General features: G+C 70.8%; 30 protein-coding genes and 1 pseudogene. 13 read left to right on the top strand and 18 right to left on the bottom strand.

The window, feature by feature from the left end; genetic code table 11:
- The 11 genes and pseudogenes from ACWEV0_RS31630 to ACWEV0_RS31680 all read right to left on the bottom strand — a co-directional run.
- The coding region (locus tag ACWEV0_RS31630; RefSeq protein WP_453153120.1) for a hypothetical protein at nucleotides 1-214 on the bottom strand (214 nt) is incomplete at its 3' end.
- 14 nt (nucleotides 215-228) lie between these two features.
- Nucleotides 229-363, bottom strand: a complete 135-nt coding sequence (locus tag ACWEV0_RS31635) for a hypothetical protein (RefSeq protein ID WP_453153122.1) — start codon at nucleotides 361-363, stop codon at nucleotides 229-231.
- A 72-nt stretch (nucleotides 364-435) separates the two neighbouring features.
- Complete coding sequence (locus ACWEV0_RS31640; RefSeq protein ID WP_453153123.1) at nucleotides 436-1,050, bottom strand: SMI1/KNR4 family protein; 615 nt, start codon at nucleotides 1,048-1,050, stop codon at nucleotides 436-438.
- A 231-nt stretch (nucleotides 1,051-1,281) separates the two neighbouring features.
- Nucleotides 1,282-1,839: pseudogene (locus ACWEV0_RS31645) on the bottom strand (DUF1062 domain-containing protein); the annotation flags it as partial.
- Between the two features lie 249 nt (nucleotides 1,840-2,088).
- Nucleotides 2,089-2,550, bottom strand: coding sequence for an ester cyclase (locus ACWEV0_RS31650; RefSeq protein WP_453153124.1), 462 nt, complete (start codon nucleotides 2,548-2,550; stop codon nucleotides 2,089-2,091).
- Nucleotides 2,547-2,684, bottom strand: a complete 138-nt coding sequence (locus tag ACWEV0_RS31655) for a hypothetical protein (protein WP_453153125.1) — start codon at nucleotides 2,682-2,684, stop codon at nucleotides 2,547-2,549. The genes ACWEV0_RS31650 and ACWEV0_RS31655 overlap by 4 nt, the downstream gene beginning before the upstream one ends.
- A 153-nt stretch (nucleotides 2,685-2,837) precedes the next feature.
- The gene (locus tag ACWEV0_RS31660; RefSeq protein WP_453153127.1) at nucleotides 2,838-3,296 is read right to left on the bottom strand and encodes a group II truncated hemoglobin; all 459 of its coding nucleotides are present in this window, start codon (nucleotides 3,294-3,296) and stop codon (nucleotides 2,838-2,840) included.
- 252 nt (nucleotides 3,297-3,548) lie between these two features.
- Complete coding sequence (locus tag ACWEV0_RS31665; RefSeq protein ID WP_453153128.1) at nucleotides 3,549-4,229, bottom strand: DsbA family oxidoreductase; 681 nt, start codon at nucleotides 4,227-4,229, stop codon at nucleotides 3,549-3,551.
- On the bottom strand, nucleotides 4,226-4,726 hold the full coding sequence (locus tag ACWEV0_RS31670; protein WP_453153129.1) for a nucleoside deaminase: 501 nt from the start codon (nucleotides 4,724-4,726) through the stop codon (nucleotides 4,226-4,228). Before ACWEV0_RS31670 ends, ACWEV0_RS31665 begins: the two co-directional genes overlap by 4 nt.
- Nucleotides 4,727-4,737: 11 nt before the next feature.
- Complete coding sequence (locus ACWEV0_RS31675; RefSeq protein ID WP_403799584.1) at nucleotides 4,738-5,055, bottom strand: DMT family transporter; 318 nt, start codon at nucleotides 5,053-5,055, stop codon at nucleotides 4,738-4,740.
- 112 nt (nucleotides 5,056-5,167) lie between these two features.
- The gene (locus tag ACWEV0_RS31680; RefSeq protein WP_453153131.1) at nucleotides 5,168-5,608 is read right to left on the bottom strand and encodes a DMT family transporter; all 441 of its coding nucleotides are present in this window, start codon (nucleotides 5,606-5,608) and stop codon (nucleotides 5,168-5,170) included.
- A gap of 129 nt (nucleotides 5,609-5,737) precedes the next feature.
- Between ACWEV0_RS31680 and ACWEV0_RS31685 the strand changes: the two genes are divergently transcribed.
- From ACWEV0_RS31685 to ACWEV0_RS31735, 11 genes are all read left to right on the top strand, one after another.
- Nucleotides 5,738-6,193 (top strand): MarR family winged helix-turn-helix transcriptional regulator, encoded by a 456-nt coding sequence (locus tag ACWEV0_RS31685; RefSeq protein WP_403799589.1) that lies wholly within the window; start codon nucleotides 5,738-5,740, stop codon nucleotides 6,191-6,193.
- A gap of 430 nt (nucleotides 6,194-6,623) precedes the next feature.
- A complete protein-coding gene (locus ACWEV0_RS31690; protein WP_453153133.1) occupies nucleotides 6,624-8,141 on the top strand; it encodes an AMP-binding protein in 1,518 nt (505 codons plus the stop codon).
- A complete protein-coding gene (locus tag ACWEV0_RS31695) occupies nucleotides 8,138-8,425 on the top strand; it encodes an acyl carrier protein (RefSeq protein WP_453153135.1) in 288 nt (95 codons plus the stop codon). The genes ACWEV0_RS31690 and ACWEV0_RS31695 overlap by 4 nt, the downstream gene beginning before the upstream one ends.
- 56 nt (nucleotides 8,426-8,481) lie before the next feature.
- On the top strand, nucleotides 8,482-8,883 hold the full coding sequence (locus ACWEV0_RS31700) for an ectoine synthase (RefSeq protein ID WP_453153136.1): 402 nt from the start codon (nucleotides 8,482-8,484) through the stop codon (nucleotides 8,881-8,883).
- A gap of 87 nt (nucleotides 8,884-8,970) precedes the next feature.
- Nucleotides 8,971-10,080, top strand: a complete 1,110-nt coding sequence (locus tag ACWEV0_RS31705; protein WP_453153137.1) for an acyl-CoA dehydrogenase family protein — start codon at nucleotides 8,971-8,973, stop codon at nucleotides 10,078-10,080.
- A gap of 79 nt (nucleotides 10,081-10,159) precedes the next feature.
- Nucleotides 10,160-10,867 (top strand): transglutaminase-like domain-containing protein, encoded by a 708-nt coding sequence (locus ACWEV0_RS31710; protein ID WP_453153138.1) that lies wholly within the window; start codon nucleotides 10,160-10,162, stop codon nucleotides 10,865-10,867.
- Nucleotides 10,868-10,879: 12 nt separating this feature from the next.
- On the top strand, nucleotides 10,880-11,686 hold the full coding sequence (locus tag ACWEV0_RS31715) for a maleate cis-trans isomerase family protein (protein ID WP_453153139.1): 807 nt from the start codon (nucleotides 10,880-10,882) through the stop codon (nucleotides 11,684-11,686).
- 4 nt (nucleotides 11,687-11,690) lie between these two features.
- Nucleotides 11,691-11,942 (top strand): DUF6253 family protein, encoded by a 252-nt coding sequence (locus ACWEV0_RS31720; RefSeq protein WP_453153140.1) that lies wholly within the window; start codon nucleotides 11,691-11,693, stop codon nucleotides 11,940-11,942.
- 186 nt (nucleotides 11,943-12,128) lie between these two features.
- Nucleotides 12,129-12,626: a thiol peroxidase gene (tpx, locus tag ACWEV0_RS31725; protein WP_453153141.1), complete on the top strand. Its 498-nt coding sequence runs from the start codon at nucleotides 12,129-12,131 to the stop codon at nucleotides 12,624-12,626.
- A 79-nt stretch (nucleotides 12,627-12,705) separates the two neighbouring features.
- A complete protein-coding gene (locus ACWEV0_RS31730) occupies nucleotides 12,706-12,987 on the top strand; it encodes a hypothetical protein (RefSeq protein WP_453153142.1) in 282 nt (93 codons plus the stop codon).
- A gap of 57 nt (nucleotides 12,988-13,044) precedes the next feature.
- On the top strand, nucleotides 13,045-14,433 hold the full coding sequence (locus tag ACWEV0_RS31735) for an FAD-binding oxidoreductase (RefSeq protein WP_453153143.1): 1,389 nt from the start codon (nucleotides 13,045-13,047) through the stop codon (nucleotides 14,431-14,433).
- A 24-nt stretch (nucleotides 14,434-14,457) separates the two neighbouring features.
- Here ACWEV0_RS31735 and ACWEV0_RS31740 read toward each other — a convergent pair whose 3' ends face one another.
- On the bottom strand, nucleotides 14,458-15,030 hold the full coding sequence (locus ACWEV0_RS31740) for a dihydrofolate reductase family protein (protein ID WP_453153145.1): 573 nt from the start codon (nucleotides 15,028-15,030) through the stop codon (nucleotides 14,458-14,460).
- Between the two features lie 137 nt (nucleotides 15,031-15,167).
- Between ACWEV0_RS31740 and ACWEV0_RS31745 the strand changes: the two genes are divergently transcribed.
- Together ACWEV0_RS31745 and ACWEV0_RS31750 are read left to right on the top strand one after the other, a co-directional pair.
- Nucleotides 15,168-15,386: a type II toxin-antitoxin system VapB family antitoxin gene (locus ACWEV0_RS31745; protein ID WP_453153146.1), complete on the top strand. Its 219-nt coding sequence runs from the start codon at nucleotides 15,168-15,170 to the stop codon at nucleotides 15,384-15,386.
- Entirely contained in the window at nucleotides 15,383-15,787 is a 405-nt protein-coding gene (locus tag ACWEV0_RS31750; RefSeq protein ID WP_453153147.1) for a PIN domain-containing protein, read from the top strand. The genes ACWEV0_RS31745 and ACWEV0_RS31750 overlap by 4 nt, the downstream gene beginning before the upstream one ends.
- Before the next feature lie 91 nt (nucleotides 15,788-15,878).
- Here ACWEV0_RS31750 and ACWEV0_RS31755 read toward each other — a convergent pair whose 3' ends face one another.
- The 6 genes from ACWEV0_RS31755 to ACWEV0_RS31780 form a co-directional block, all read right to left on the bottom strand.
- Nucleotides 15,879-16,508 carry a LysE family transporter gene (locus ACWEV0_RS31755; RefSeq protein WP_453153148.1) on the bottom strand — a complete coding sequence of 210 codons (630 nt, stop codon included), beginning with the start codon at nucleotides 16,506-16,508 and terminating at the stop codon, nucleotides 15,879-15,881.
- On the bottom strand, nucleotides 16,505-16,792 hold the full coding sequence (locus tag ACWEV0_RS31760; RefSeq protein WP_453153149.1) for a DUF2087 domain-containing protein: 288 nt from the start codon (nucleotides 16,790-16,792) through the stop codon (nucleotides 16,505-16,507). Before ACWEV0_RS31760 ends, ACWEV0_RS31755 begins: the two co-directional genes overlap by 4 nt.
- A gap of 54 nt (nucleotides 16,793-16,846) precedes the next feature.
- Nucleotides 16,847-17,125: an antibiotic biosynthesis monooxygenase gene (locus ACWEV0_RS31765; RefSeq protein WP_453153150.1), complete on the bottom strand. Its 279-nt coding sequence runs from the start codon at nucleotides 17,123-17,125 to the stop codon at nucleotides 16,847-16,849.
- Nucleotides 17,126-17,220: 95 nt separating this feature from the next.
- Nucleotides 17,221-20,976: an amino acid adenylation domain-containing protein gene (locus ACWEV0_RS31770; RefSeq protein WP_453153152.1), complete on the bottom strand. Its 3,756-nt coding sequence runs from the start codon at nucleotides 20,974-20,976 to the stop codon at nucleotides 17,221-17,223.
- Between the two features lie 131 nt (nucleotides 20,977-21,107).
- Nucleotides 21,108-21,785, bottom strand: coding sequence for a maleylpyruvate isomerase family mycothiol-dependent enzyme (locus ACWEV0_RS31775; RefSeq protein ID WP_453153153.1), 678 nt, complete (start codon nucleotides 21,783-21,785; stop codon nucleotides 21,108-21,110).
- An 8-nt stretch (nucleotides 21,786-21,793) separates the two neighbouring features.
- Nucleotides 21,794-22,873 (bottom strand): adenosylhomocysteinase (locus tag ACWEV0_RS31780; protein ID WP_453153155.1); only part of this gene is annotated, 1,080 nt, incomplete at its 5' end.

The following is a 22,873-nucleotide window of genomic DNA, read 5'->3' on the forward strand; positions in this document are numbered from 1 at the left end:
ACCGACTCCCGGGGGCCCACTCGCGTTTCCGGAACCTTGGCGCGCCCGCGGTCCTGCCTGAACGTCCGGGCGGCTCGTTCCGCGGCCCGCTGCTGACGTTGCCGGCCAGGACGCTGTAGGTCGGGCCCTGGTCGAGCGCCACGGCGGTGCCGGCCAGGCCGGCCACGGCCAGCGCGGCCGCGAGGGCGAAGGCGATGCGGGTCTTGATGTTCATGGTGGTTCCCCCGATCACGGACGGTTGCTGATGTTGCCGGCCTGGACGTAGGTCGGGCCCTGGTCCAGGGAGGCCGCGACGCCGACCGCGAGCGTGGTCGCGGCGAAGGCCAGGGCGATCGCGACGGCGATGCGCTTCTTGATGTTCATGGTGGTTCTCCCCCAAGTGCCGGCCGGTTGCCGGTAGTTGGCTTGATCATGTCATGGCGAGAAACCGCCCGCTCACCAGTCCACCAGGTCCGCGAAGCCGTGCCCCGCCCAGTCCGCGAAGGTCGCGGGGCGGCCGCCCAGCCTCATCGGGAGGAGCTGGTCGCAGGTGGCGCGGGCGTCGAACCACATCTCGCCGCGGTGCGGGCCGGTGACGACCAGGAGGGAGCGGAAGCCGCAGCCTCCCTCCCGGAGGAAGACGGCTCCGGCCGTCTTCCTCTCCTGGAGTACGCCGCACTCGGCGTCCCACATCTCCCAGGCCGCACCGTCCTCACGGGGCGGCTCGCGGTCGTCCAGCTCGTCGTCGTACGCGCGGTACGAGTCGGGGTGCGGGAACGGGTGGGTGAGCAGGTCGTGGTTGGTCTCGGAGTTGCCGTACCAGCCCCAGCCCTGCTCGCCCCGGGTGGGGGCGTGGAGCTCCCTGCCCCCGGCGCTGACCCGGAGCAGGTGGTGGCGGTAGTCGGCCGGGAAGGTGATGCCCAGCTGGGCCTCGGCCTCCTCGACCTCCTCCTCGTGCAGCGGGGGCGGAGCGGTTTCCCCGAGCGGCGGCCACGCCTGAGGGATGGCGGGACCACGCCGATGGCCCCGCTCCAGCAGGCGCAGCTCGGCGATCCAGTCCGTGCCGGTCATCGGCTACGGGCAGTTGCTGACGTTGCCGGCCAGGATCTCGAACGTCGGGCCCTGGTCCAGCGCGGCCGCGGTGCCGAACGCCAGCGTGGTCGCGGCGAAGGCCAGGGCGATCGCGATGCCGATGCGCTTCTTGATGTTCATGGTGGTGGTCCCCCTCCAAGTGACGGCATTCCGCCGCCAGTTAGACGTGATCATGCCATGGCTCAAAGCCGTCGGCGCGTCTTCGCCGCCGCGCTTGAGCAGGAACGTGAAGTCGCCGGAGAGCCGGCCGCCCAGCCGGGCCGCCGACACCAGGTTCCCCTCCGCGATCAGTCGCTCGACCTCGGCCCGCGAAAGGCCGCAGCCTTCGGCGATGAGACGCACCGGCCGGACCGGGATCCGTGCCGCGAAGCGGACCGAGACCTCGATCCCCTCCTGGTGCGGGTGAGGCGGGAGACGGGTTGAGCCGCCCGTGTCGAGGCGCCAGGCGCCGTCCCAGTCGAGGGCTATGCGGTTGCGGCGCTGGACGGCCGGGTCCTGGAGGAGTTCGGCGGTGAGGGCGAGGTCGTTGGCGTGCAGCCGGTCGAGGAGGTCGGGGCGCACGGAGCGCACGTTCGTCCGCTCGAAGAGCGTGAGCTTCGCGGTGTCGCCGCATCCCGCGCACAGCACGAGGAGCCAGGCGTCGATGAGCTTGTGGTTGGCGTTGACCCGGAATTTTCCGCCGGCCCGGAAGCGCTCGGAGGCGCAGGCGTGGCAACGGCGGCGGACGAGGGGCAGGCGGGTGGGCAGGACCGCCCAGTTTTCGAGCAGCACAGAAGTACACCGGTTCCAGTGTGAGAAGACCGCAGCAAGAAGGGGCGCGGGCGCGCAGGGGCGCGACGCGCGACAGATCAGCGCTCGGGAGGTCTCACACGGTGTACAACGGCACGTCCTTGCCTGGATTCGCTCGGTCAGGCACGACGCTAACGGCGCGCGGCGGCGCCGCTCCACTGGTTTTCGGGCGCCTCACCGCCGGAGGGGATCCGGCGGTGAGGCGCCCGAGGCAGGGCAGGGCGGGCCTCAGTCCGCCTGCGGCCAGTCCCAGCCGAGCTGGATGAAGAGGCCGAGGCGGTCACTGACGCCTCGGATCTCGGAGATCTTGCCCTCGCGCAGGGTGAAGATCCAGATCGCCTCGTTCTCGAAGCTTCGGCCGGTCGGCTCCGGCATGCGCACATGAGCGTTGTTGTGCGTGCCGCGCTGCGTGACGCGGGCGACGACGCGGTCGCCCTCGGCGATCAGCTCCTCGACCTCGCCCGTGAGCGGGTCGAACGCCTCGACCTGCATGCGCAGGCCCTCGAAGGCCGCGCCGGGCTCGTCGGCCTCGCCGTGGATGATCTTGTTGTGGTCGATGACGTCGGACGCCATGTACGTGGGCAGGTCGGCGAGACGACGCTCGTTGATCGCCTCGAAGAAGCCCAGGACCACCTTCTTGTTCGCGTCCACCATGGTGGCCGCACCCCCGTTCTGTCGGTCGTCGCTCACGGGCAGTTGGAGACGTTGCCGGCCAGGACCTCGTACTTCGGGCCCTGGGTCAGGGCGGCCGCGGCGCCGACGGCGAGCGTGGTCGCGGTGAAGGCGAGGGCGATCGCGACGGCGATGCGCTTCTTGATGTTCATGGCGGTGGTCTCCCCCCAAGTGTCGGCCCCCTGCCGACAGTTAGCCGTGATCATGCCATGGCTCAAAGCCGTCGGCGGCCCATTGCCGCCCCCTTGAGCAGGAAGGAGAAGTCGCCGGAGAACCGGAGCCGGGGCTCCGGTCCGGTGGCGTGGTCAGGCGAGGCCGTCCCAGCCCCAGCGCGGGGTGGGGCCGGGGTTGCCGAGGTCCGTACCCGGGGCCGAGGCCGAGACGTCCTTGGCGATCCGTGTGCCCCAGTCGAAGTACTCCATCACCCGGCGGCGCAGCAGGGCGTCGTCCGGCAACTCCTTCTCCACGGCCGCCGTCATCAGCTCCATCCAGCGCAGCCGCTGTTCCTCCGTGATGCCGAGCCCGAGATGGGCACGGAGCAGAGCCTGGTGGCCGCCGTGCTCCGCCGTGAACCGGGCCGGCCCCGAGAAGACCTCCGCCAGCCACACGGCCACGTGCTCCACATGGGTGGCGGTGAAGTCGGCGAAGACGGGCGCGAGGAGCGGGTCGGCCAGGACCCCCTCGTAGAACGTCTCGGAGAGCCGGCGCAGCGCAGCGGCGCCGCCCACGGCCTCGTACAGGGTGTTCGTGTGCTCTGCGCCCATGGAAGCCTCCGGGTTCGGGATCTGTCATCCCAGCTTTCACCCAACTCGGCTCGGGTCCAAGGATGTTCGCTCTCGGCGGGGCGGGTCGTCGCCGGCTCCCGCCGACCGGTTCGAGGCGCTGCCACCGAGGTCGTGACGGCGCCCGAGGACCGCAAGGCCCGTAGCGCTCTTGCCGTCCGCCCGCTCCCGGACACACGTCCGCCGCCTCCTCACCGTGTGAGGAGGCGGCCGGGAGGTGCGGTGCGGGCGAACTCAGGCGCAGCCCGTGCCGTCCGCGCGACAGACCACGCCGTCGAGCGGGGCCGGGTCGGCGGCCTGCCTGGCCTGGGCGTCGAGGACGGCCTTGCGGAGCTGGGCCGCGCTGGGGACGCCCTCCAGGCGGATGTCGCCGACGAGGATGGTCGGGACGGCCTGGACGCGGTTCGCCTCGGCGTCGCGCAGGGCGTCCTGGTGGCGCTCGTAGTACGTGCCGTCCTCCAGGGCCTTGCGGTAGGCCGGCCCGTCGAGGCCGATCTCCTCGGCGAGGGCGACGAGGACGTCGAGCTGTCCGAGGTCCAGGTCCTCCTGGAAGAAGGCCCGGAACATGCGCTGGTTGTACACGTCGCCGAGGCCCTGCTCGACCGCGAACTGCCATCCTTCGAAGGCGAGTCGGGTGTACGGCTGCGGGGAGACCGTGGGCAGGGTGATGTCCACGCCCAGGCGGCGGGCCATCGGGTAGACGGCGCGCTTCCAGATCTCGGGCAGGTACGGGTCCTCCGGGCGGAGGGTCGGCTTCGGCTCGGCGCGCAGCTCGAACGGCTTCCACTCGATCTCGACGTCGAGGCCCTCGACGGCCTCTTCGAGCGGCCCTTCCGCCAGCATGCAGAACGGGCACACGTAGTCGGACCAGACCTGGATCCTGACCTTGGCGGCGGAGTTGGTTTCGGTGCTCACCGGCGGACGCTCCCTTGCAGGGTGAGGTACTCCTGGAACGGCACCTCGTGGCCCTCGACCGGCAGATGGGTCGTCCTGACGCCCCACTCCGTCGGGTCGGTGCGGTAGATGCCGTACGAGGAGGAGTAGTCGAAGCCGTACCGGGCCGCGGTCCTGCGGTCGGCGGCGTAGACGATGTGCTCGACGCCGAAGTAGAGGGCGACCTGGTAACACATGGCGCACGGCTCGCCGGAGGCGATGAGCGTGGCGCCGTGCGCGGCGAACGAGCCGTGCTTCGCGGTGGCGTTCCGCAGGGCGACCACCTCCGCGTGGGCGGAGGCGTCGCGGTCCTCGCGGACCCGGTTGAAGCCGGTTCCGAGGATCCGGCCGTCGTGGCGGACCACGACGCCGGAGAACGGGATGCCGCCGGTCGCCACGTGTTCGCGGCTGATGCGGACCGCTTCCAGGACCTGCCTGGTCAGCTGCTGGTGCTGCTGGTGCTGTGCCTCGGTGGTCATGCCGGCCGCCCCTAGACCGCGGTCAGCCGCAGGATGATCGCGCCGCCGATGATGGACGCGAAGGACAGCAGGCGGGCGAGGGTGATCTTCTCCTTGAAGATGATCGCGCCGAAGACCACCGTGCCGACGCCGCCGATGCCGGTCCAGATCGTGTAGCCGACCGAGACGTCCAGGTCGAGCAGGGCGCGCGAGAGCGTGTAGATGCCGCCGGCCGCGGCGAGCAGCGTGAGGACGCTGGGCCACAGGCGGGTGAAGCCCTTGGTGGCGTTGGTGCCGAGCGCGAAGAGGATCTCGAAGACGATGGCGATTCCGAGGTACACCCAGGTCATGGGAACGGCTCTCTCTGCTGGAAGGGAGGTGCGGGGAGACGGAACAGGGCGGTACGGGAGCGGTGCGCGAGCGGTGCGCGAGCGGTGAGAGGTGCTGCGAGGCGGAGCCGGGTCAGACGGTGACCTTGGGGTCCGTGGCCGTCGCGCGCGCCGCGGTGGCCGACACCGCGGCCTCCTCGGCCGCCTTCTTGTCGGCGGCGATCTTGTCCGTGATGCGCAGGGTGGTGCCGCCGCCGATGATCAGGACGAAGGCGAGGACCTTCCAGACCGTCATCGGCTCGTCGTAGATCAGCGTTCCGAAGATGACCGTGCCGACGCCGCCGATGCCGGCCCAGACCGTGTAACCGACGCCCACGTCGATGTACTTGAGCGCCTGGGACAGCGTGAAGATGCCGCAGGAGGCGGCCGCGGCGGTGAGCAGCGAGGGACCGAGGCGGGTGAAGGCGTGGGTCGCCTCGGTGGAGAGCGCGAAGGTGATCTCGAAGAGCGAGGAGAACAGCAGCCAGGCCCAGCCGATGTTGTTCTGGTTCTTCTGTGTCGAGTCCGCGGACACGTGAGCTCCTTGGTTGTTTGTCCGTGCAAGTTGTGAGCCGCCATGAGGGGCCCAAGGACGTTTCGGAGATAGCCAGGATCTTGCATGGTCATATAACCTGTTGTCAAACCCCTGTCAGAGGAGAGGTACATGAACAACACCGCAACGACACCTCCCGCCGCGACCTCCGACCAGGCCGTCTGGGACCGCGTCCTCACTCTGCACACGCACGTGGAACGGGAGCTCGCGACCGCTCTCCAGCGCCGGCACGGCATCGGCCTCTCCGAGTACCGGGCCCTGGAGAACCTCGCCGCCTCCCCCTCCAGCGAACTGCGGATGCAGGAGCTGGCCGACAAGATCGGGCTCGGACAGTCCTCGGTCACCCGGCTCGTCGAGCGCCTCAAGGGCGCCGGCTACGCGTTCAAGGACCTCTGTCCGTCCGACAAGCGCGGGGTGTACGCGGTGATCACGGACGAGGGCCGCAGCCGCTACGTGGCCGCCCGCGCCACCTACGCCGAGGTCCTCTCGGGCGCCCTGAACTCGCACGGCGCGGACCCCGCCCTCGCCGCCACGGTCGCCGCCCTGCGCAGCGCCCGCCCGGCGTAGCCCGTTCGGCGTCCACAGCCCGTTCAGCACCCCTAACCCGTTCGGCGCCCGCACCCGTTCGGCGCGCGCAGCCCGCACCCGCGCCCCCACCCCTGCCCACGCCCGCACCCGCACACCCCTGCGCGCCCCGCCCCGCTTCCCCTGCCACCGCAGCCGTCGCCTCTTGGCGCCTCTCTCCCGAGAGCCGCCAAGAGGCGACGGCTTTTGCGTGTTCACACGACTGCAGCGCGTGCTTCACGCCCTCGCATGACTCAGGGTGTACTTGTACGTACAAGCGGTGAGGTAGCTCACAACGGAACCGACTAGTACATGCTTGCGGATGCATGGATCGCCGCCCTAGTGTCTGCTGCGGCGCCGATCGAGAGCGATCGGGGACCTCGCCGAATCGCACAGCGCTTGGCCCATCTTTTCCACATCATCCGGGGGAAACGTGCCATCGCCCAGCCTTGTCCGAAATCTTGCCGCGCACGCCCGGCGGCACCCGTCCTTACCGGCCCTCCTGCTCAACCAGGAGCAGGTGACCTACGGCCGACTCCACCACCGAACAGAGCAGTTGGCACTCCGGATCCGCGCCGCGAACCTGCCGGCCGACCGACCGGTGTGCATCCCCGCCCGCAAGGATCCGGCGACCGTCGCCCTGATGCTCGCCGCCTTCGCCGAATCCCTCGTCGTCCTCGCCCCCTCGGCGGAACTCGGCGAGGACGCGCTGGACCGGATCTGCCGACAGGCCCGGGTCTCCGCGCGACTGTCCGTCGCCGCCACAGATGCCCACGACGGCGACGACGACCTGCTCATCGAGCCCGTACCCGCGGACGAGACCGCCGCGGAGGGCTTCGCCCGGCCCCTGCCGGACCGGACCCGACTGCTGCTCACCACCTCCGGGTCCACCGGAACCCCCAAGCTGGTGCCGATCGGCACCGACGCCTTCGACGCCTTCGCGACCTGGGCGACGGCGGAGTTCCGGATCACCTCCCAGGACACCTCGCTGTCCTACGCCCCGCTCAACTTCGACCTGGCCCTGCTCGACGTCTGGACCTTCCTCGGCGCCGGCGCCCGGGTGGTCCTGGTCGACCGGGCGAAGGCCACCGACGGCCCCCACCTGCGGAGTCTCGTCTCCGACCACGCCGTCACCTTCGTCCAGGGCGTGCCGCTGCTCCACCGCCTTCTCACGGAGGGGAAGACGGAGGGGAAGACAGAGGAGAGCCGCACCGGCTTCGACCGGGTCCGCGAAGTGGTGTTCACCGGGGACGCGATGCCCCAGAGCCTGCTCAAGCAGTGCGCAGAATCGTTTCCTCACGCACGTTTCCACAACGTGTACGGGTGCACCGAGACCAACGACAGCTTCATCCACCCCGTCGACCCGCACACCGCCGAGGGCAAGCTCCCCATCGGCCGGCCGCTGCTCGGCGTCGACGCCGACGTCCTCGACGACGACGGCCGGCCGCTGACCGGCCCGGGCACCGGCGAACTCGTCGTCCGCACCCCCTTCCAGACCGAGGGATACCTCCAGCAGTCCCTCAACCAGGCCGTGTTCGTGGAGCGCGAGGCCCCGGACGGACAGCGCCGGGTCTTCTACCGCACCGGCGACATCGTCACCCGCGACGCCGAGGGCACGTACACCCTCGAAGGCCGCTCCGACTGGCAGGTCAAGGTGCGCGGAGTGCGCACCAACCTCCAGGAGGTCGAGTCCGTCCTCGCCCAGCACCCCGACGTCGAGGAGGCGGCCGTCGTCGCCCTCCCCGACACCGAGGCCGGCGTCCGGCTGCACGCCCGCGTCACCCGGCGGGCCGGCGCCGCCCTCAGCTCCCTCAAGCTCCGCTCGTACGCCGGCGCGAACCTGCCCCGGCACGCGATCCCGTCCACCGTCCGCATCAGCGAGCTCCCGTTGCCGCGCACCTCGACCGGCAAACCCGACCGCAACAAGATCAAGGAGGAGATCAGCGCATGAGCGCCGCCCCGACCCCCACGCGTGACACCCAGGACATCGCCGGAGAGATCCGCGCGCACCTGCTCGCCACCTACCTCAAGGGCGAGGACGTCACCGCCGAGGACCTCACCGGCGACTACGACCTCATCGAGTCCGGCGTCATCGACTCCCTCGGCCTGGTGAAGCTCATCCAGTACATCGCCAACACCTACGACCTGCCGGTCGACGACATCGAGATCAGCCCGGACAGCTTCCGCTCGATCGACGCCATCAGCGCGACGGTCCACAAGCACACCGCCCGCTGAGCCACCCACCGACCACCCCAGCGCTGAACATCCCTTCTCTCAAAAGGAGTCACGCCATGTTCACCCGTACCCTCGAGGACGTCACCCCGGTCGAGTGGGGCAACGGCACCAGCCACCGGCTGCTGACCGAGGCCGACAAGATGGGCTTCACCGTCTGCAAGACCCTGGTCCGCGCGGGCACCAACTCGGCGCTGCAGTACCGCAACCACCTGGAGGCCTGCTACTGCATCGGGGGCTCGGGCGCGGTCGTGCACAAGGACGGCACCGTCTTCAAGATCACCGAGGGCACGATCTACGTCCTCGACGAGCACGACCCGCACTACCTCATCGCCTCCGAGCACGAGGACCTGCACCTCATCTCGGTCTTCAACCCGCCGCTGACGGGCAACGAGAAGCACAGACTCTCCGAGGACGGCTTCTCCCAGTACGAGGCCGCGGTGCCCAGCGCCCAGCACTGAGTCCGCCCACGAGCCCGGCCGGGCCGCCCCTTCCCCTCCCCCTCACCGCGGCCCGGCCGAGCCCGCCCCGTACCAGAAAGGAAAACCGTGAACGTCGATCTCGTCGCCCCGTACGCCGACATCCTCAACGCCGACCTCGCGGAGCTGGACGCCGACGCCGTCTTCTCCCGTACCAAGTGGCAGGCGATCAAGGACAGCGGCATCCTGCGCACCCCGTTCAAGGAGGAGCACGGCGGCGCCGGGCGCAGCTTCACCGAGACCATGCGGGTCCTGGAAGGGCTCGGCTACCTCTGCCGGGACGCCGGCATCGCCTTCTCCACCTCCACCCAGATCGTGTCCCTGGCCACGCCCCTGGAGAAGTTCGGCTCGGCCGAGCTGAAGGCCCGCTACCTGCCGCGCATCCTGTCCGGCGAGGCCGTCACCGCGCACGCCATCACCGAGGAGTCCGGCGGCTCCGACGCCATGAACATCACCACCACCGCCGTCCGCGAGGACGACCACTACGTCGTCGACGGCGGCAAGATGTTCATCACCAACGCACCCGTCGCCGACCTCTTCCTCCTCTACGTCCGCACCGGCAGGCCCGGCCCCTTCGGCCTGACGTGCCTGCTCGTCGAGCGCGACACCCCCGGCCTGGAGATCGGCCCGCCCATGGACAAGCTGGGCCTGCGCACCTCCCCGATCGGCCGGCTCACCTTCGACCGGCTGCGCGTGCCGGTGGACCGGCGGGTCGGCGCGGAGGGCGGCGGCTTCCTCGTCCTCGACTACGTGATGAAGCGCGAGATCCTCTACGCCTTCTCCCTCACGCTCGGCGAGATGCGCCACCGCCTGGAGACCGTCCTCGCGTACGCCGCCAAGCGCACCCAGTTCGGGCAGCCGATCGGCAGCTACCAGGCCGTCAGCCACAAGATCGTGGACATGCGGATCGCCGTCGAGACGGCCGCGAAGTGGCTCGCCGACACCGGCGCCAAGGCCGAGCGCGGCGAGGACATCTCCCTCGACCTGGCCGCCACCAAGATCGTCGTCTCCGAGGCCAACGTGCAGACCGCCCTGGCCGCCGTCCAGATCCACGGCGGGCGCGGGGTCCTCACCGAGTACGGCGTCGAGCGCGACCTGCGCAACTCCGTCGCCGGAACCATCTACTCGGGCAGCAGCGAGATCCAGCGCAACCGCATGGCCGCCCTCCTCGGACTCTGACTCCGACTCCGACTGCGACTCCGACCGCGACTCCGACCGCGGCTTCGACCGCGACTCCGAGCTAGGAGCTCTCCTTCCCATGAGCATCGCCCTCGACGAAGTACACGCGCTCACCCGGCACACCGCCTTCCTCGACCACGAGTCCGACGAGGTGCAGAACTTCGTGGACTCCGTCGTCAAGGACCGGGCCGCCGACCGGCGCGAGAACGCCGTCGCGCTCTACTACGCCGTCCGCGACGGCCTCGACTACGAGGTGTACGGCACCGACCTCAGCCCCGAGGGGATGCGCGCGTCCAGCGTCCTCAAGGCCGGCCAGGGCTTCTGCCTGCACAAGTCGGTCGTGTACGCCGCCACCGTCCGCGCCCTCGGCATCCCGTCGAAACTGGTCTACGGCGACGTCCGCAACCACCTCGCCAGCCCGCGGCTCATCGCCCACATCGGCGGCGACGTCTTCTTCCACGGCCTCACCCAGGTCTACCTGGACGGCAAGTGGGTCAAGGCCACGCCCGTCTTCAACAAGCTGCTCTGCCGGCTGTACGGAATGGACGCCCTCGACTTCGACGGCACCGCCGACTCGCTCTACCACCCGCACTCCAGCGAGAGCGGCAGGGGCGCCATGGAGTTCCTGAAGGACCACGGCGCCTTCGACGACGTCCCGTACGACTTCGTCATGTCCCGCATGCGGGCCCAGCACCCCGGCTTCCTCAGCGGGGACGGCGACGGCACCGGGACCGTGAAGGGCGGCTCGCTCGCCGCCGAGGCCGACACCGTCAACGCCGCGCGCTGAGGAGCGACGAACATGAGCAGCACCACAGCCCCCTCCGACGGCTGGGACGCCACCACCCGCATCGGCATCGTCGTCCCGTCCGCCGACATCGGCCCGGAGGCCGAGCTCCAGGCGGTCTCCCCGGCCGCCGTCTCCGTGCACGCCTCCCGCATCGACTTCGGCGGCATGCTGCCCGGCGGGCACATGGTCGCGGAGAAGATCCCGCAGGACCCCATCGCGGCGTTCGTCGAGCCCCCGGCCGTCGACAACGCCGTCAAGCTCCTGGCCGACTCGCCGCTGCACGCGCTCGTGCTCGGCTTCACCAGCTCCTCGTACGTCCTCGGCGCCGACGGTGAGCGGGCGCTGTACGAGCGGCTCGCGCCGGTCACCCGGGACATCCCGATCACCGGCACCGCCAGGGCCGCCGTCGCCGGCTTCCGGGCGCTCGGCGCCGAGCGGATCGCGATCGTCAACCCGCCGTGGTTCGACGAGAAGCTCTCCACGCAGGGCAAGGAGTACTTCGAGTCGCAGGGCTTCACCGTGGTCCACCACGGCCCCGTCGGGCTGCCGTCCGAGCAGACCGCGATCACCCCGCAGAACCTGTCGGAGTGGATCCGTACGACCGTCGCCGACGCCCGCCCCGAGGCGATCCTCGTCGCCGGCAACGGCATCCGCGCCGTCGGCACGATCAAGGGCCTGGAGGCCGAGCTCGGCTTCCACGTGCTGACCGCCAACCAGGTCGTCCTGTGGCACGCCCTGCACCTCGCGGGCGCCGCCGCGACCGCCCGTACGATCACCGACTACGGGCACCTCTTCCAGGTCTCTCCCAAGGAAGCGTGAGCGCATGCTGCCCGCCGACGGCTACGTCGCCGAGTTCACCACCCCCGAGGGCGACGTCTACCGCACCCCTCTCGTGTGCTGGCGCGAGGACGGCCCGTACGTCTATGGAGTGACCCTCCACAAGGGCGGGCTGCGCCGGGCCGAGGAGCTCCCCGGATTCACGCGCTACGCCGTCAGGCCGGAGTGCGCCTGCGAGGCGGCCGCGACCACGGCATCCGTGGCGCCGGGCCTCGCCAGGCAGCTCGCGAACCGGTAGGCACGGGGTCCCCACGGCCGGGGACGCAAAGGCCCGCGCCTGCCCCGCCGGCCCGCCCGCTCCCCCGGCTTCCGTCTCCGGGGAGCGGGCGGGCCACCGCGTGCGGGGCGACGGAATACGATCGGGGGCGTTGGCAGCTGCTGATGACAACGAGTCCAGTCGCACTCCACTCGAAGGAGAATCCACATGGCGCAGGTCGCGCTCAAGGGCAACCCCGTAACGGTCGACGGCATCCTGCCCGCGCAGGGCACCGACGCCCCCGCGTTCACCCTGGTCGGTGAGGGTCTCGCGGACAAGTCGCTGAAGGACTTCGCGGGCAAGCGCAAGGTCCTCAACATCTTCCCGAGCGTGGACACCCCGACGTGCGCCGCCTCGGTCCGCGCCTTCAACGCGAAGGCCTCCGAGCTCGACAACACCGTGGTGCTCTGCATCTCCGCCGACCTGCCCTTCGCGCAGGCCCGCTTCTGCGGCGCCGAGGGCCTGGAGAACGTGCAGAACCTCTCCACCTTCCGCGGCCGCGAGTTCCACACCGACTACGGTGTCGCGATCGCCGACGGCGCCCTGGCCGGCCTGACCGCCCGCGCGGTCGTCGTCCTCGACGAGAACGACAAGGTCCTGCACACGGAGCTCGTCAACGAGATCTCCCAGGAGCCGAACTACGAGGCCGCGCTCGCCGTTCTCTGAGCCCCGGCTCCTGCCGTGACGGCCCGCTCCCGGAGCATTCCGGGGGCGGGCCGTCGCCGTTCCGCCCTACGATCCGATCATGGGTACCAACGGTCACCGGAACTCGCGCTCCTCCCTCTCCCTCTGGTCGAAGGACTCCTTCCTGTCGATCGGGTCCGTCGGGTCGTTCATGTCGATCGGCTCGGTCGGGTCCGCGTTCTCGATCGGCTCGGTCGGATCCTTCCTCAGCGTCGGATCGCTGCTGTCGGCCCGCTCGCGCTGGTCCGTCATGGCCTGGCGGTCGGTGCGCGGGGTCATGACCGAGCGCAACCGCCGGCCGGGGCGCCCGGGAGGCGGGGTGTCACGCCGAGAGGGAGACTGAAGGGGTAGCACGGCCGTCTGACAGGGGCGCCTCGCCGGGTGCCCTGGAGGAGTCGTCATGGGCGGTACGGCTGTGGAGAGCCTGCGCGAGCTGCTGCGCGGCGAGGTGACCGGACCTCAGGACGCCGGGTACGACGAGGCCCGGACGGTCTACAACGCGATGATCGACCGGCGGCCCGCGGCGATCGCGCGGTGCGCGGACACGACGGACGTACGGGCCGTGGTGCGCTACGCCCGCGACACCGGCATGGACCTGACGGTGCGCGGCGGCGGCCACAGCGGCGGCGGGCTCTGCCTGGCCGACGGGGCACTGATGCTGGACCTGTCCGGGATGCGCTGGGTGCGGGTGGATCCGGAGACCCGGACGGCCGTGGTCGGCGGCGGCAGCCAGCTCGGCGACCTGGACCACGAGGCGCACGGCCACGGGCTCGCCACGCCCGCCGGGATCATGTCGACGACCGGCGTCGGCGGGCTGACCGTGGGCGGCGGGCACGGATATCTCACCCGGGCGTACGGGCTGACGGCCGACAACCTCCTCGCGGCGGACGTGGTCCTCGCGGACGGCTCGCTCGTGAGGGCCTCGGCGGAGGAACACACCGACCTGTTCTGGGCGTTGCGCGGCGGCGGCGGCAACTTCGGCGTGGTGACGGCCTTCACGTACGCGCTGCATCCGGTGGATACGGTGGGCTTCGGCGTGACCGTGTGGGATCCGGAGCACATCGGCGCGGTGCTGCGCTGGTACCGGGAGTACCTGCCGGCCGCGCCCGAGGAGCTGTACGGCTTCTTCGCGACGCTGACCGTGCCGCCCGGGCCGCCGTTCCCCGAGGAGATCCACCACAAGAAGATGTGCGGCGTGGTGTGGTGCCACACGGGCGCGACCGACGAGGACAGCCTGGCGAAGGCGTTCGCGGACGTCGCCGACCCGGCCCGGCCCGCCTTCCACTTCGCGGCGCCCGTGCCGTATCCGGCGGTCCAGTCGATGTTCGACGGGCTGATCCCGAAGGGGCTCCAGTGGTACTGGCGCGGTGACTTCTTCGACCGGATCACGGACGGCGCGATCGACGTGCACCGGACCTTCCTGGAGAACATCCCGACGGAGCTGTCGACGATGCACCTCTACCCCGTCGACGGCGCCGCCCACCGCCCCGGCCCCATGGACACGGCCTGGGCCTACCGGGACGCGGTCTGGTCCGGCGTGATCGGCGGCATCAGCCCGGAACCGGCGGACGCGGAGGGGATCCGCGACTGGACGGTGAACTACTGGGAGGCGCTGCACCCGCACTCGATGGGCGGCGCGTACGTCAACTTCCTCGGCGCGGACGAGGGCCAGGACCGGGTCCGGGCCACGTACCGCGGGCACTACGACCGGCTGGCCGAGGTGAAGCGGTCGTACGACCCGGACAACGTGTTCCACCACAACCAGAACATCAGGCCGGCGGAGGGCTAGGGGCCGCTACCGGGCCAGGGGCCGTTACCGCACCACGTCCCAGACCTGCTTCTGCAGCCCGTTCGCGTACACCTCGTGCTCGACGAGCTCCAGCTTCTGCGCGTCCTTGTCGGTGGTGCTGAACAGGCGCTTGCCGGCGCCGAGGAGCAGCGGGAAGACCAGCAGGTGGTAGCGGTCGATCAGGCCCGCGTCCGACAGGGCCCGGTTGAGCGACGCGCTGCCGTGCACGATGATCGGCCCGCCCTCGGTCTCCTTCAGCGCGGCGACCTCGTCGACGGACCGCAGGATCGTGGTCTCGCCCCAGTTCGACACCAGGTCGTCGTCGGTGAGGGTGGTGGAGACGACGTACTTCGGCATCTCCTTGTAGTCGGCGAACTCCGGCATGTCCGGCCACACGGCGCTGAACGCCTCGTAGCTCACACGGCCGAGCAGCATCGCCGCGGCCTCCTTCTGCTCCCGTCCCTTGATCTCGAACGCCTCGGGGAGAAACTCCGTGTGCTTGAACGTCCACCCGGAGTTCCGGTAGCCGGGCTCGCCGCCGGGGGCCTCGACGACGCCGTCGAGGGAGACGAAGGCGGAGGTGATGAGGGTACGCATGGGAGTTTCCTCGTTCTCTTCGGTGTCTCGGTCGTGCGCGCTGTTCTCGGAGGTGTAGACGTCAGCCGCGCGGAGAACTCATCGCCCGCCTGAGATATATACTCGAAGAGATCGGATATACACCCCTGGAGGGCGCCATGTCCAAGACCCTGGTCGACATCGACGACGACACGCTCGCCCGCGCCCAGCAGCAGCTCGGCACGAAGACCAAACGGGACACCATCAACCGTGCGCTGAGCATAGCGGCGGCGATCAGCGCGGACGACCGCGCGCGGGCGCTCCAGTGGCTTCGGGAGAACGCCGAGGACTACCTCGACTTCGGCTTCCTGGAGGAACAGGAGCGGTCAGGGCGATGAGCTACCTCGCCGACACATCGGCTGTCTGGCGGCTGCTGCGAGGCAAAGTCGGGTCGCCATGGCCCGAGCTCACCGCGCGCGGGCAGGTGGCGATCTGTCCGCCTGTCGAGGCCGAGCTGATGAGGGGCCTGCGGTCGGGGCGGGACCACGATCCGTTCTTCGCTCACCTGAACCGCGCCTTCACCTGGGTGCCCGCCCCCGACGACCCCTGGCCCGACGTCATGGAGATCCAGGAGGAACTGCTCCGGATCGGCCACCATCGCGGCCCCTCCCCCATGGACATCCTGATCGCACTGACGGCGGAGCAGCATCAACTGACGCTCGTCCACGTCGACGACGACTTCGCCGCCATCGCGAAAGTGCGCCCGGGCCTCTCCGTGCTCCGGCTCGACGTCGCCTGACCCGGTCAGGGCGTGGCGGGGACGGGGGTCAGGAGAGTGGTGCCGTCGTCGCTCGCCTTCGTCCCAAAGGCCCATCCTGGCGGCTGTGCCCCTACCCCGCCACCAGCCTGACCGCCAGGATCACGATCAGCGTGCTCGACGCCAGGGCCGTGGTCAGTCTGCCGCGCGGGCCCGTCAGGGTGCGGGCGAGGAGGGTGCCGCCGGTGGCGAGGAGGAGTTGCCAGGTGGCGGAGGCGAGGAGGGCGGCGAGGACGAAGGCGGTGCGGGCCGGGGGCGTGGCCGGGGCGGCCGGGCCGGTGGCGAGGACCAGGGCGGCGAAGTAGATCACCGTCATGGGGTTGAGCAGCGTGATGCCGAGAAAGGCCAGGTAGGCGCGGCCCGGGGTCAGGGTGGCCGTGCCGTCGTCGCGGGTGGCGAGGCGGCCGGTGCGGTAGGTGCGGACGGCCGTCAGGGCGGCGCGCGCGGCGAGGACGACCAGGACCAGCGCGGAGAGCCGGCGGAGCGGGGTCATCACCGGGGTGAGCAGCGGCACGAGGGCCGAGCCGCCCACGACCGCCAGGAGCGCGTACACGCCGTCGGCCGTGGCGACGCCGAGCGCCGCGCACGCCCCCGTGCGCCAGCCGGTGCGCGCCGTGACGGCGACCAGGTAGGCGCCGACGGCGCCGACGGGGATCGCGATGCCGTAGCCGGCGAGCAGGCCGGCCACCGCCGCGGCGATCACAGGGCGGCGGGGGTCGCTCCTGCGGGGGAGTCGGGCTGCTGCTGTCGGCGGTAGGCCGAGCCGTCCTTCGTACGGGCGAGCTGGCCGCCGATGACGAGGTAGCGGCGCAGGGCCGGGAAGTCCGCGTGCACGGTCTTCAGTGCCTCGTTGACCTCGCGCTCGCTGTAGACGCGGGCCGGCGCGAAGAGCGTGGCGGCGAGGTGGTCGAGCAGGGCGGCGCGGCGGGCGGGCCGGCGCGGGATGGCCTTGAGGCGCCCTTCGGCGGTGAAGAGATCGGCGGTCATGGCACGCAGCTTGGCGCCCGGCCGCTGCCGCCCGCAAAGGAATTTCGCCGGCGGTCAGCTACCGACGATCACGTTCACCGCCTCGTCGATCCTCGGCAGGGCCCGCTGGCCGTTCGCGTGGAAGATCGGCGTCGCCTTCTCCACGAAGGCCCCGAACGCGGCCTCCGACTCCCAGAAGTCGACCACCCGCCAGCCGCCCGTGCCGTCCGGGCCGGCCGCGTGGGCGAGAAAGCCCGGCATGGGCCACCAGTCGGCACTCGTGATCTGCTCGTTGATCCGCTCGTACTGCTCCTTGGTGCCGCCGGGGATCTCGACGGTGACGATCACGGGCATGGTGCACTCCTCATGGACGCGCGGGAGGGGCGGGATACCGACCACCAGCACAGCAGTCGGCACCCCGCCCCGCACCACGGCCACGCCCGAACGGACTACCTCCCCAGCCGGTAGCGGATCTTCTTCACCAGCTCCTTCAGATCCGGCGCCCGCAGCAGGCTGTAGTGGTCCGCGTCCAGCTCGACCACCGTCGGCGGGCGCGTCGACCAGCCGGTCGTGCCCTCCAGGAACGAGTAGTCGTCGCCCTGCGCCTTGAAGATGGTGACCGGGCAGGACACCTGACGCTCGGTCAGCTCCTTGAAGGTGTACGTGAAGTCGAAGGTCTTCTCGACGATCGTGATGATCCGGGCCACCAGCTCCGGGTCGAGCGCCGGGAACTGCACCGTCACGTGCTTCGCGAAGCTCTCCGCGTCCGTCGCCGGCACGTCCGCGAGCGCGCCCGCGAAGACCGAGTACAGGATCTGGGTGAAGCCGGGGTTGTCGTACGAGGCCCCGCCGGCCGCCGACTCCGCGCGCACCTTCGGCGAGCCCGGCGCGATCAGGAACAGGTGCTCGACCTGCTCCCCCGCCGCCTCGAGGAGGTGCGCCGACTCGAAGGCGACGCGCGCGCCGAAGGAGTAGCCCCACAGGGTGTACGGGCCCGAGGGCTGGCGGCGCCGGATGGCGGCGACGTCGGCGGCGGCCATCTCGCGGATCGTGTCGTACGGGGTCTCGCCGCGGTTGATGCCGTGCGCCTGGACGCCGTAGAACGGCCGGTCGATGCCGATCTCCTCCGCGAGGAAGCGGAGGTTCATGGTGTAGCCGCCGAGGCCCGGCCAGCAGTAGACCGGCGACTGGGCGCCGTCCGCGTGCAGCCGGACGAGCCGGGACGCCGGGGTCGCGGCGGCGCCGTCGACGCGGTGGGCGAGCTTCTCGATGGTCGGGCACTCGAAGAGGATCTGGAGCGGCAGCGCGGCGGCCGTTCCCGACTCGCCCGCGAACTCGCGGTTGATCTTCATGATGAGCGCGACCGCGATCAGCGAGTTGCCGCCCGACTCGAAGAAGTCGTCCAGGACGGAGACCGCCCCGACCTCCTCGTACTTCAGCGCCGCCGCCCAGATCTCCGCGAGCCGCTGCTCGGTGCGGGTCCGCGGCAGGACGTGCGGGCGCCCGTGCAGGCCGGCGTTGACGACGGCGAGGTCGGCGAGCGCCTTGGCGTCGACCTTGCCGTTGGCCGAGAGCGGCAGCCGGTCGAGGACGACGACCCGGTTGGGGATCATGTAGTCGGGCAGGTGGTTCACCAGGTCGTCGCGGATCATCTCCGCGGGGCCCTTCATGTGGACGGAGTCCTCGTACATGCCCTCGCTGAGCCGCTGCTCCTCGCTGACCCGGCCGCCGACGAAGAAGTACGAGGGGCCGGTCGGCCGGCCGGCCGCGGCGAGCAGCTCGTCCATGCGGCGGGCGGCGGGCAGCGGGTTGCCGGACATCGAGCTGTAGCCGGAGGACATGAACCCGAGGCCGTGCACCTCCGAGCCGAGCTGGAGCCGCTGGAGGGCGCGGCCGAGGTCGATGTACGAGCGCCAGGACGCGTCCGGGCCGTCCGTGCGGGCGACCACCGTGATGCCGAGCGAGGCCCGGTCGTACACCGCCTGGTTGATCGCGATGACGTGCTTCTTCTCCACCAGGCCGTCGGCGACGCGGATCAGCTCGCCGTTCACGTAGGCGTACTGGCCCGCCTCCAGGTCAGCGATCCGCTCCGGGTGCGCCTGCACGTACAGGTCCACGTCCGGGGCGGTGACCGACTCCTCGTCGTACGGGACCAGTTCGAAGACGGCCAGGTCCGCGCCGTCGTCGGGGTCGCCGCCGCGCAGCGGGCGGATGTCGAGGCCGAGCGGCGGCAGGATCTCCTCGAAGAGGCCGACCATGTGGCCGGTCTCGATCTCCAGGACCTCGCGGATGTTGTTCTTGTAGACCGGCTCGATCGCCTCCCACTTGCCGTGGAAGGCGAAGCGGACCAGCGGGTCGCCCTCCGCCGTACCGGCGCGCATCAGGAAGAGCCGGTGGTGCACCGGGTGGTAGTAGTACGTGCCCGGCTCCAGGCCCGCGACGCCGCGCACCTCCACGTACAGCTGCGTCGCGTACAGCGCGCCCGGCGAGGCGTAGCCGTACTTCGGCAGCAGCCGCTCCTCGCTGAGGAACTGGCCGAACCAGCGCAGGATCTCGCCCAGGTCGGCGGCCGCGAGGGTGCCGATCGCGCGCGAGCCGATGCCCTCGGGGCGGCGGGCCAGCGCGCCGAGGACGTCGGCGCGGGAGACCGGGCCGCCCTCGTAGAAGCGGTAGGTCTTGCGGGCGAAGACGGCGCGGCGGGTCCGCTCGCTCGGCGTGCGGCCGGGCAGTTCGACGACCGGGCGGCCGGCGAGCGCGGACGCGTCGAGGGTGCCCGCGTTGGACAGCTGCGCCTTGACCTGGAGCTTGGACTCCTTGGACTGGTGGTGGGCGCCGTGGTTGCCCTGGTCCATCAGGGCGGCTTCCTTCGGGGAGAGCTCGACGCAGGCGACCAGGTTCTGGAAGCCGGTGCGGGGCTCGTTCTTCACGATGACGGCCGCGTTCTTGACCCAGTCGTGGTTCTCGATGGCGAGCGCGATCTCGTCGAGCTCGACGCGGAAGCCGCGGAGCTTGATCTGGTTGTCGGCGCGGCCGGCGAACTGGACGGTGCCGTCCTCGTTCAGCGTCGCCAGGTCGCCCGTACGGTACAGCCGCTCGCCGGTCTCGCCGGTGATGAACTTCTCGGCCGTGAGCTCGGGCCGGTCCAGGTACCCCCGCGCGACCTGGACGCCGCCGATGCACAGTTCGCCGTCACGTATGTGGAAGCTGGTCTCGTAGGCCGGCCTGCCGATGGGGATCGCGGCCGGGCCGTCGGCGACGGTGGCGCGGTCGACGGTGTGGGAGGAGGCGTTGATGGTGCACTCGGTGGGGCCGTACAGGTTGACCAGTTCCGCGTCGGGCAGCTCGGCGAGGACCTGGACGGCGAGGTTGCGGGAGAGGATCTCGCCGCCCGAGTAGACCCGGCGCAGGGTGGTGCAGGAGCCGAGGCGCTCGGTGTCGACGAGGGCCTGGAGCAGGGTCGGCACGCACTGGAGCATGGTGGCGCCGTGGAGCCGTACGGTGTCGATGAGGCCCTCGGGATCGCGGTAGACCCCGGGCGGACCCATGGCGACCCGGGCGCCGACGGCCGGGGCGAGGATCTCCCACTGGGCGGCGTCGAAGCTCATGGGGGTCTTCTGGACGACGGTCTCGCCGGGGCCGAGCCGGTGCTCGGCGGCCATCCACCGCATCTGGGCGACGATCGAGCGGTGCTCGACCATGACGCCCTTGGGCTTGCCGGTGGAGCCGGAGGTGTAGATGACGTACGCGAGCTGGGACGGCGCCAACTCGGGTTCGGCGATGGGGGCTTCCTCGCCCGCGGTGCGCCAGGCGTGCTGGACGGCGTCCTTGAGGGTGACGACGGTGGTGCCGGGCGGGGCGAGCTCGGTGACGCGCTCGCGGAAGCGTTCCTGGGTGAAGACGATGCGGGCGCCGCTGTCCTCGATCATGTAGCGCAGGCGCTCCTCGGGGTACTCCGGAGAGAGCGGGACGTACGCGCCGCCGGAGAGCACCACACCCCACGTGCCGATCACCAGTTCGAGTGACGGTTCGACGTGGACGCCGACGCGGTGGTCGGCGGCGACGCCGAGGGTGCGGAGGTAGCCGGCGAGGACGGCGGCGCCCTCGTGCAGTTCGCGGAAGGACAGCGTCTCGTCGCCGTAGACGACGGCCGTGTCGTCTGGGCGCCGGGCCGCCTCGTCGTGCAGGAGCCGGTCGAGCGTGGGCATGGGGGTCCCTTCGTCTGCGGGGACGAGGGCGGCGGCAGGGTGCCGGCCGGTGGGGGGTTGTGCCCACCCGTTCCGCCCTGCGGAACGAATGCCCACAACCCCCCGCGCCATGGCGCCCGCGCCCGCCGCCCTCAGCGGTAGATGAGAAGTTCCTGCTCCGTCGCGCCCGTCAGTTCGTAGCGGGTCCGTACCAGCGGGCGTCCCGAGTAGATGCGGATCAAGGTGGCGGCGTCGCCGTGGAAGCGGGCCGGGTCGCGGCCCTCGATGGCGTTGCCGAGGTCGACCTCGCCGCCGCGGTCCGCCAGGGTGCCGACGAGGCGGGGGGTCTCCCGTTTGCGGCTGGTGACGGAGAGCAGCGGCAGGGCCAGGTCGAGGGCGTCGCCGCAGTAGGCGCCGGGTTCGCCGAAGGCCTCCCGTACGTCTCCGGCGTGCACCCACTCGCCGAGGGCGACCGCGTCGAGCCGGCCGTCCTCCCGCTCGGCGATGACCGGCCCGGCCTCGGTGAAGCCGCGCTCCAGCTCGTCGAGGATCCGGCCCAGCGGCCAGTCCTCGCGCTCGGCGACGTCGCAGGCGTTGGCCTCGGGCAGGAACACGCCCTCCTCCAGCCTTCCCTCGACGATCCTGATGAGCGCCGCCGCGCAGTGGGCGAGCACCTGCCGGGCGGTCCAGCCCGGGCAGGCGGTGCGGTTCTCGTACGCCTCCGCCGGCGTGCGGCGCAGCAGCGGCATCAGCAGGTCCCGCTCCGTCTTCAGGAGACGGTCCGGGAGCCACGGGTCACGTGGTGCTTCCTCAAGGCAGTCGGTACACACGCGCGGCCTCAGTAGCGGTAGTGGTCCGGCTTGTACGGGCCCTCGACCGGGACGCCGATGTACGCGGCCTGCTCGGGGCGCAGCTCGGTGAGCTTCACGCCGAGGGCGTCCAGGTGCAGCCGGGCGACCTTCTCGTCGAGGTGCTTCGGCAGCGTGTAGACGCCGACCGGGTACTCGTCCGTCTTCGTGAAGAGCTCGATCTGGGCCAGGGTTTGGTCCGCGAAGGAGTTCGACATCACGAAGGACGGGTGGCCGGTCGCGTTGCCCAGGTTGAGCAGACGGCCCTCCGAGAGGACGATGACGACCTTGCCGTCGGGGAAGGTCCAGGTGTGGACCTGCGGCTTGACCTCGTCCTTCACGATCCCGGGGATCTGCGCGAGGCCGGCCATGTCGATCTCGTTGTCGAAGTGGCCGATGTTGCCGACGATCGCCTGGTGCTTCATGCGGGCGATGTCGGACGCCATGATGATGTCCTTGTTGCCCGTCGTCGTGATGAAGATGTCGGCGGTCTCGACGACCTCCTCCAGGGTGGTGACCTGGTAGCCGTCCATCGCGGCCTGGAGCGCGCAGATGGGGTCGATCTCGGTGACGATGACGCGGGCGCCCTGGCCGCGCAGCGACTCCGCCGAGCCCTTGCCGACGTCGCCGTAACCGCAGACCACGGCGGTCTTGCCGCCGATGAGGACGTCCGTGGCCCGGTTGATGCCGTCGACGAGGGAGTGGCGGCAGCCGTACTTGTTGTCGAACTTCGACTTCGTCACGGCGTCGTTCACGTTGATCGCGGGGAACAGGAGCGCGCCCTCGCGGTGCATCTCGTAGAGGCGGTGGACACCGGTGGTGGTCTCCTCCGTCACGCCACGGATGCCGGACGCGATCGCCGACCAGTCCAGCCCGGTCTTCCCGAGCAGCTCCAGAACGATCCGGAACTCCTCGTTGTCGGCGGTCGACGGGTCCGGCACGGCACCGGCCTTCTGGTACTCGACGCCCTTGTGGACGAGGAGCGTGGCGTCGCCGCCGTCGTCCAGGATCATGTTCGGGCCGTCGGCGCCCGGCCAGGTCAGCGCCTGCTCGGTGCACCACCAGTACTC

It is taken from the genome of Streptomyces sp. NPDC003943, from assembly GCF_053605265.1.

Excerpts from the sequence above, each read along its gene's own strand:
- ACWEV0_RS31635 (WP_453153122.1), bottom strand. The coding sequence starts at position 363 with ATGAACATCAAGAAGCGCATCGCCGTCGCGATCGCCCTGGCCTTCGCC.
- ACWEV0_RS31640 (WP_453153123.1), bottom strand. The coding sequence starts at position 1,050 with ATGACCGGCACGGACTGGATCGCCGAGCTGCGCCTGCTGGAGCGGGGC.
- ACWEV0_RS31655 (WP_453153125.1), bottom strand. The coding sequence starts at position 2,684 with ATGAACATCAAGAAGCGCATCGCCGTCGCGATCGCCCTCGCCTTCACC.
- ACWEV0_RS31660 (WP_453153127.1), bottom strand. The coding sequence starts at position 3,296 with ATGGGCGCAGAGCACACGAACACCCTGTACGAGGCCGTGGGCGGCGCC.
- ACWEV0_RS31670 (WP_453153129.1), bottom strand. The coding sequence starts at position 4,726 with ATGACCACCGAGGCACAGCACCAGCAGCACCAGCAGCTGACCAGGCAG.
- ACWEV0_RS31675 (WP_403799584.1), bottom strand. The coding sequence starts at position 5,055 with ATGACCTGGGTGTACCTCGGAATCGCCATCGTCTTCGAGATCCTCTTC.
- ACWEV0_RS31685 (WP_403799589.1), top strand. The coding sequence starts at position 5,738 with ATGAACAACACCGCAACGACACCTCCCGCCGCGACCTCCGACCAGGCC.
- ACWEV0_RS31695 (WP_453153135.1), top strand. The coding sequence starts at position 8,138 with ATGAGCGCCGCCCCGACCCCCACGCGTGACACCCAGGACATCGCCGGA.
- ACWEV0_RS31700 (WP_453153136.1), top strand. The coding sequence starts at position 8,482 with ATGTTCACCCGTACCCTCGAGGACGTCACCCCGGTCGAGTGGGGCAAC.
- ACWEV0_RS31710 (WP_453153138.1), top strand. The coding sequence starts at position 10,160 with ATGAGCATCGCCCTCGACGAAGTACACGCGCTCACCCGGCACACCGCC.
- ACWEV0_RS31715 (WP_453153139.1), top strand. The coding sequence starts at position 10,880 with ATGAGCAGCACCACAGCCCCCTCCGACGGCTGGGACGCCACCACCCGC.
- ACWEV0_RS31720 (WP_453153140.1), top strand. The coding sequence starts at position 11,691 with ATGCTGCCCGCCGACGGCTACGTCGCCGAGTTCACCACCCCCGAGGGC.
- tpx (WP_453153141.1), top strand. The coding sequence starts at position 12,129 with ATGGCGCAGGTCGCGCTCAAGGGCAACCCCGTAACGGTCGACGGCATC.
- ACWEV0_RS31730 (WP_453153142.1), top strand. The coding sequence starts at position 12,706 with ATGGGTACCAACGGTCACCGGAACTCGCGCTCCTCCCTCTCCCTCTGG.
- ACWEV0_RS31735 (WP_453153143.1), top strand. The coding sequence starts at position 13,045 with ATGGGCGGTACGGCTGTGGAGAGCCTGCGCGAGCTGCTGCGCGGCGAG.
- ACWEV0_RS31740 (WP_453153145.1), bottom strand. The coding sequence starts at position 15,030 with ATGCGTACCCTCATCACCTCCGCCTTCGTCTCCCTCGACGGCGTCGTC.
- ACWEV0_RS31745 (WP_453153146.1), top strand. The coding sequence starts at position 15,168 with ATGTCCAAGACCCTGGTCGACATCGACGACGACACGCTCGCCCGCGCC.
- ACWEV0_RS31750 (WP_453153147.1), top strand. The coding sequence starts at position 15,383 with ATGAGCTACCTCGCCGACACATCGGCTGTCTGGCGGCTGCTGCGAGGC.
- ACWEV0_RS31760 (WP_453153149.1), bottom strand. The coding sequence starts at position 16,792 with ATGACCGCCGATCTCTTCACCGCCGAAGGGCGCCTCAAGGCCATCCCG.
- ACWEV0_RS31765 (WP_453153150.1), bottom strand. The coding sequence starts at position 17,125 with ATGCCCGTGATCGTCACCGTCGAGATCCCCGGCGGCACCAAGGAGCAG.
- ACWEV0_RS31770 (WP_453153152.1), bottom strand. The coding sequence starts at position 20,976 with ATGCCCACGCTCGACCGGCTCCTGCACGACGAGGCGGCCCGGCGCCCA.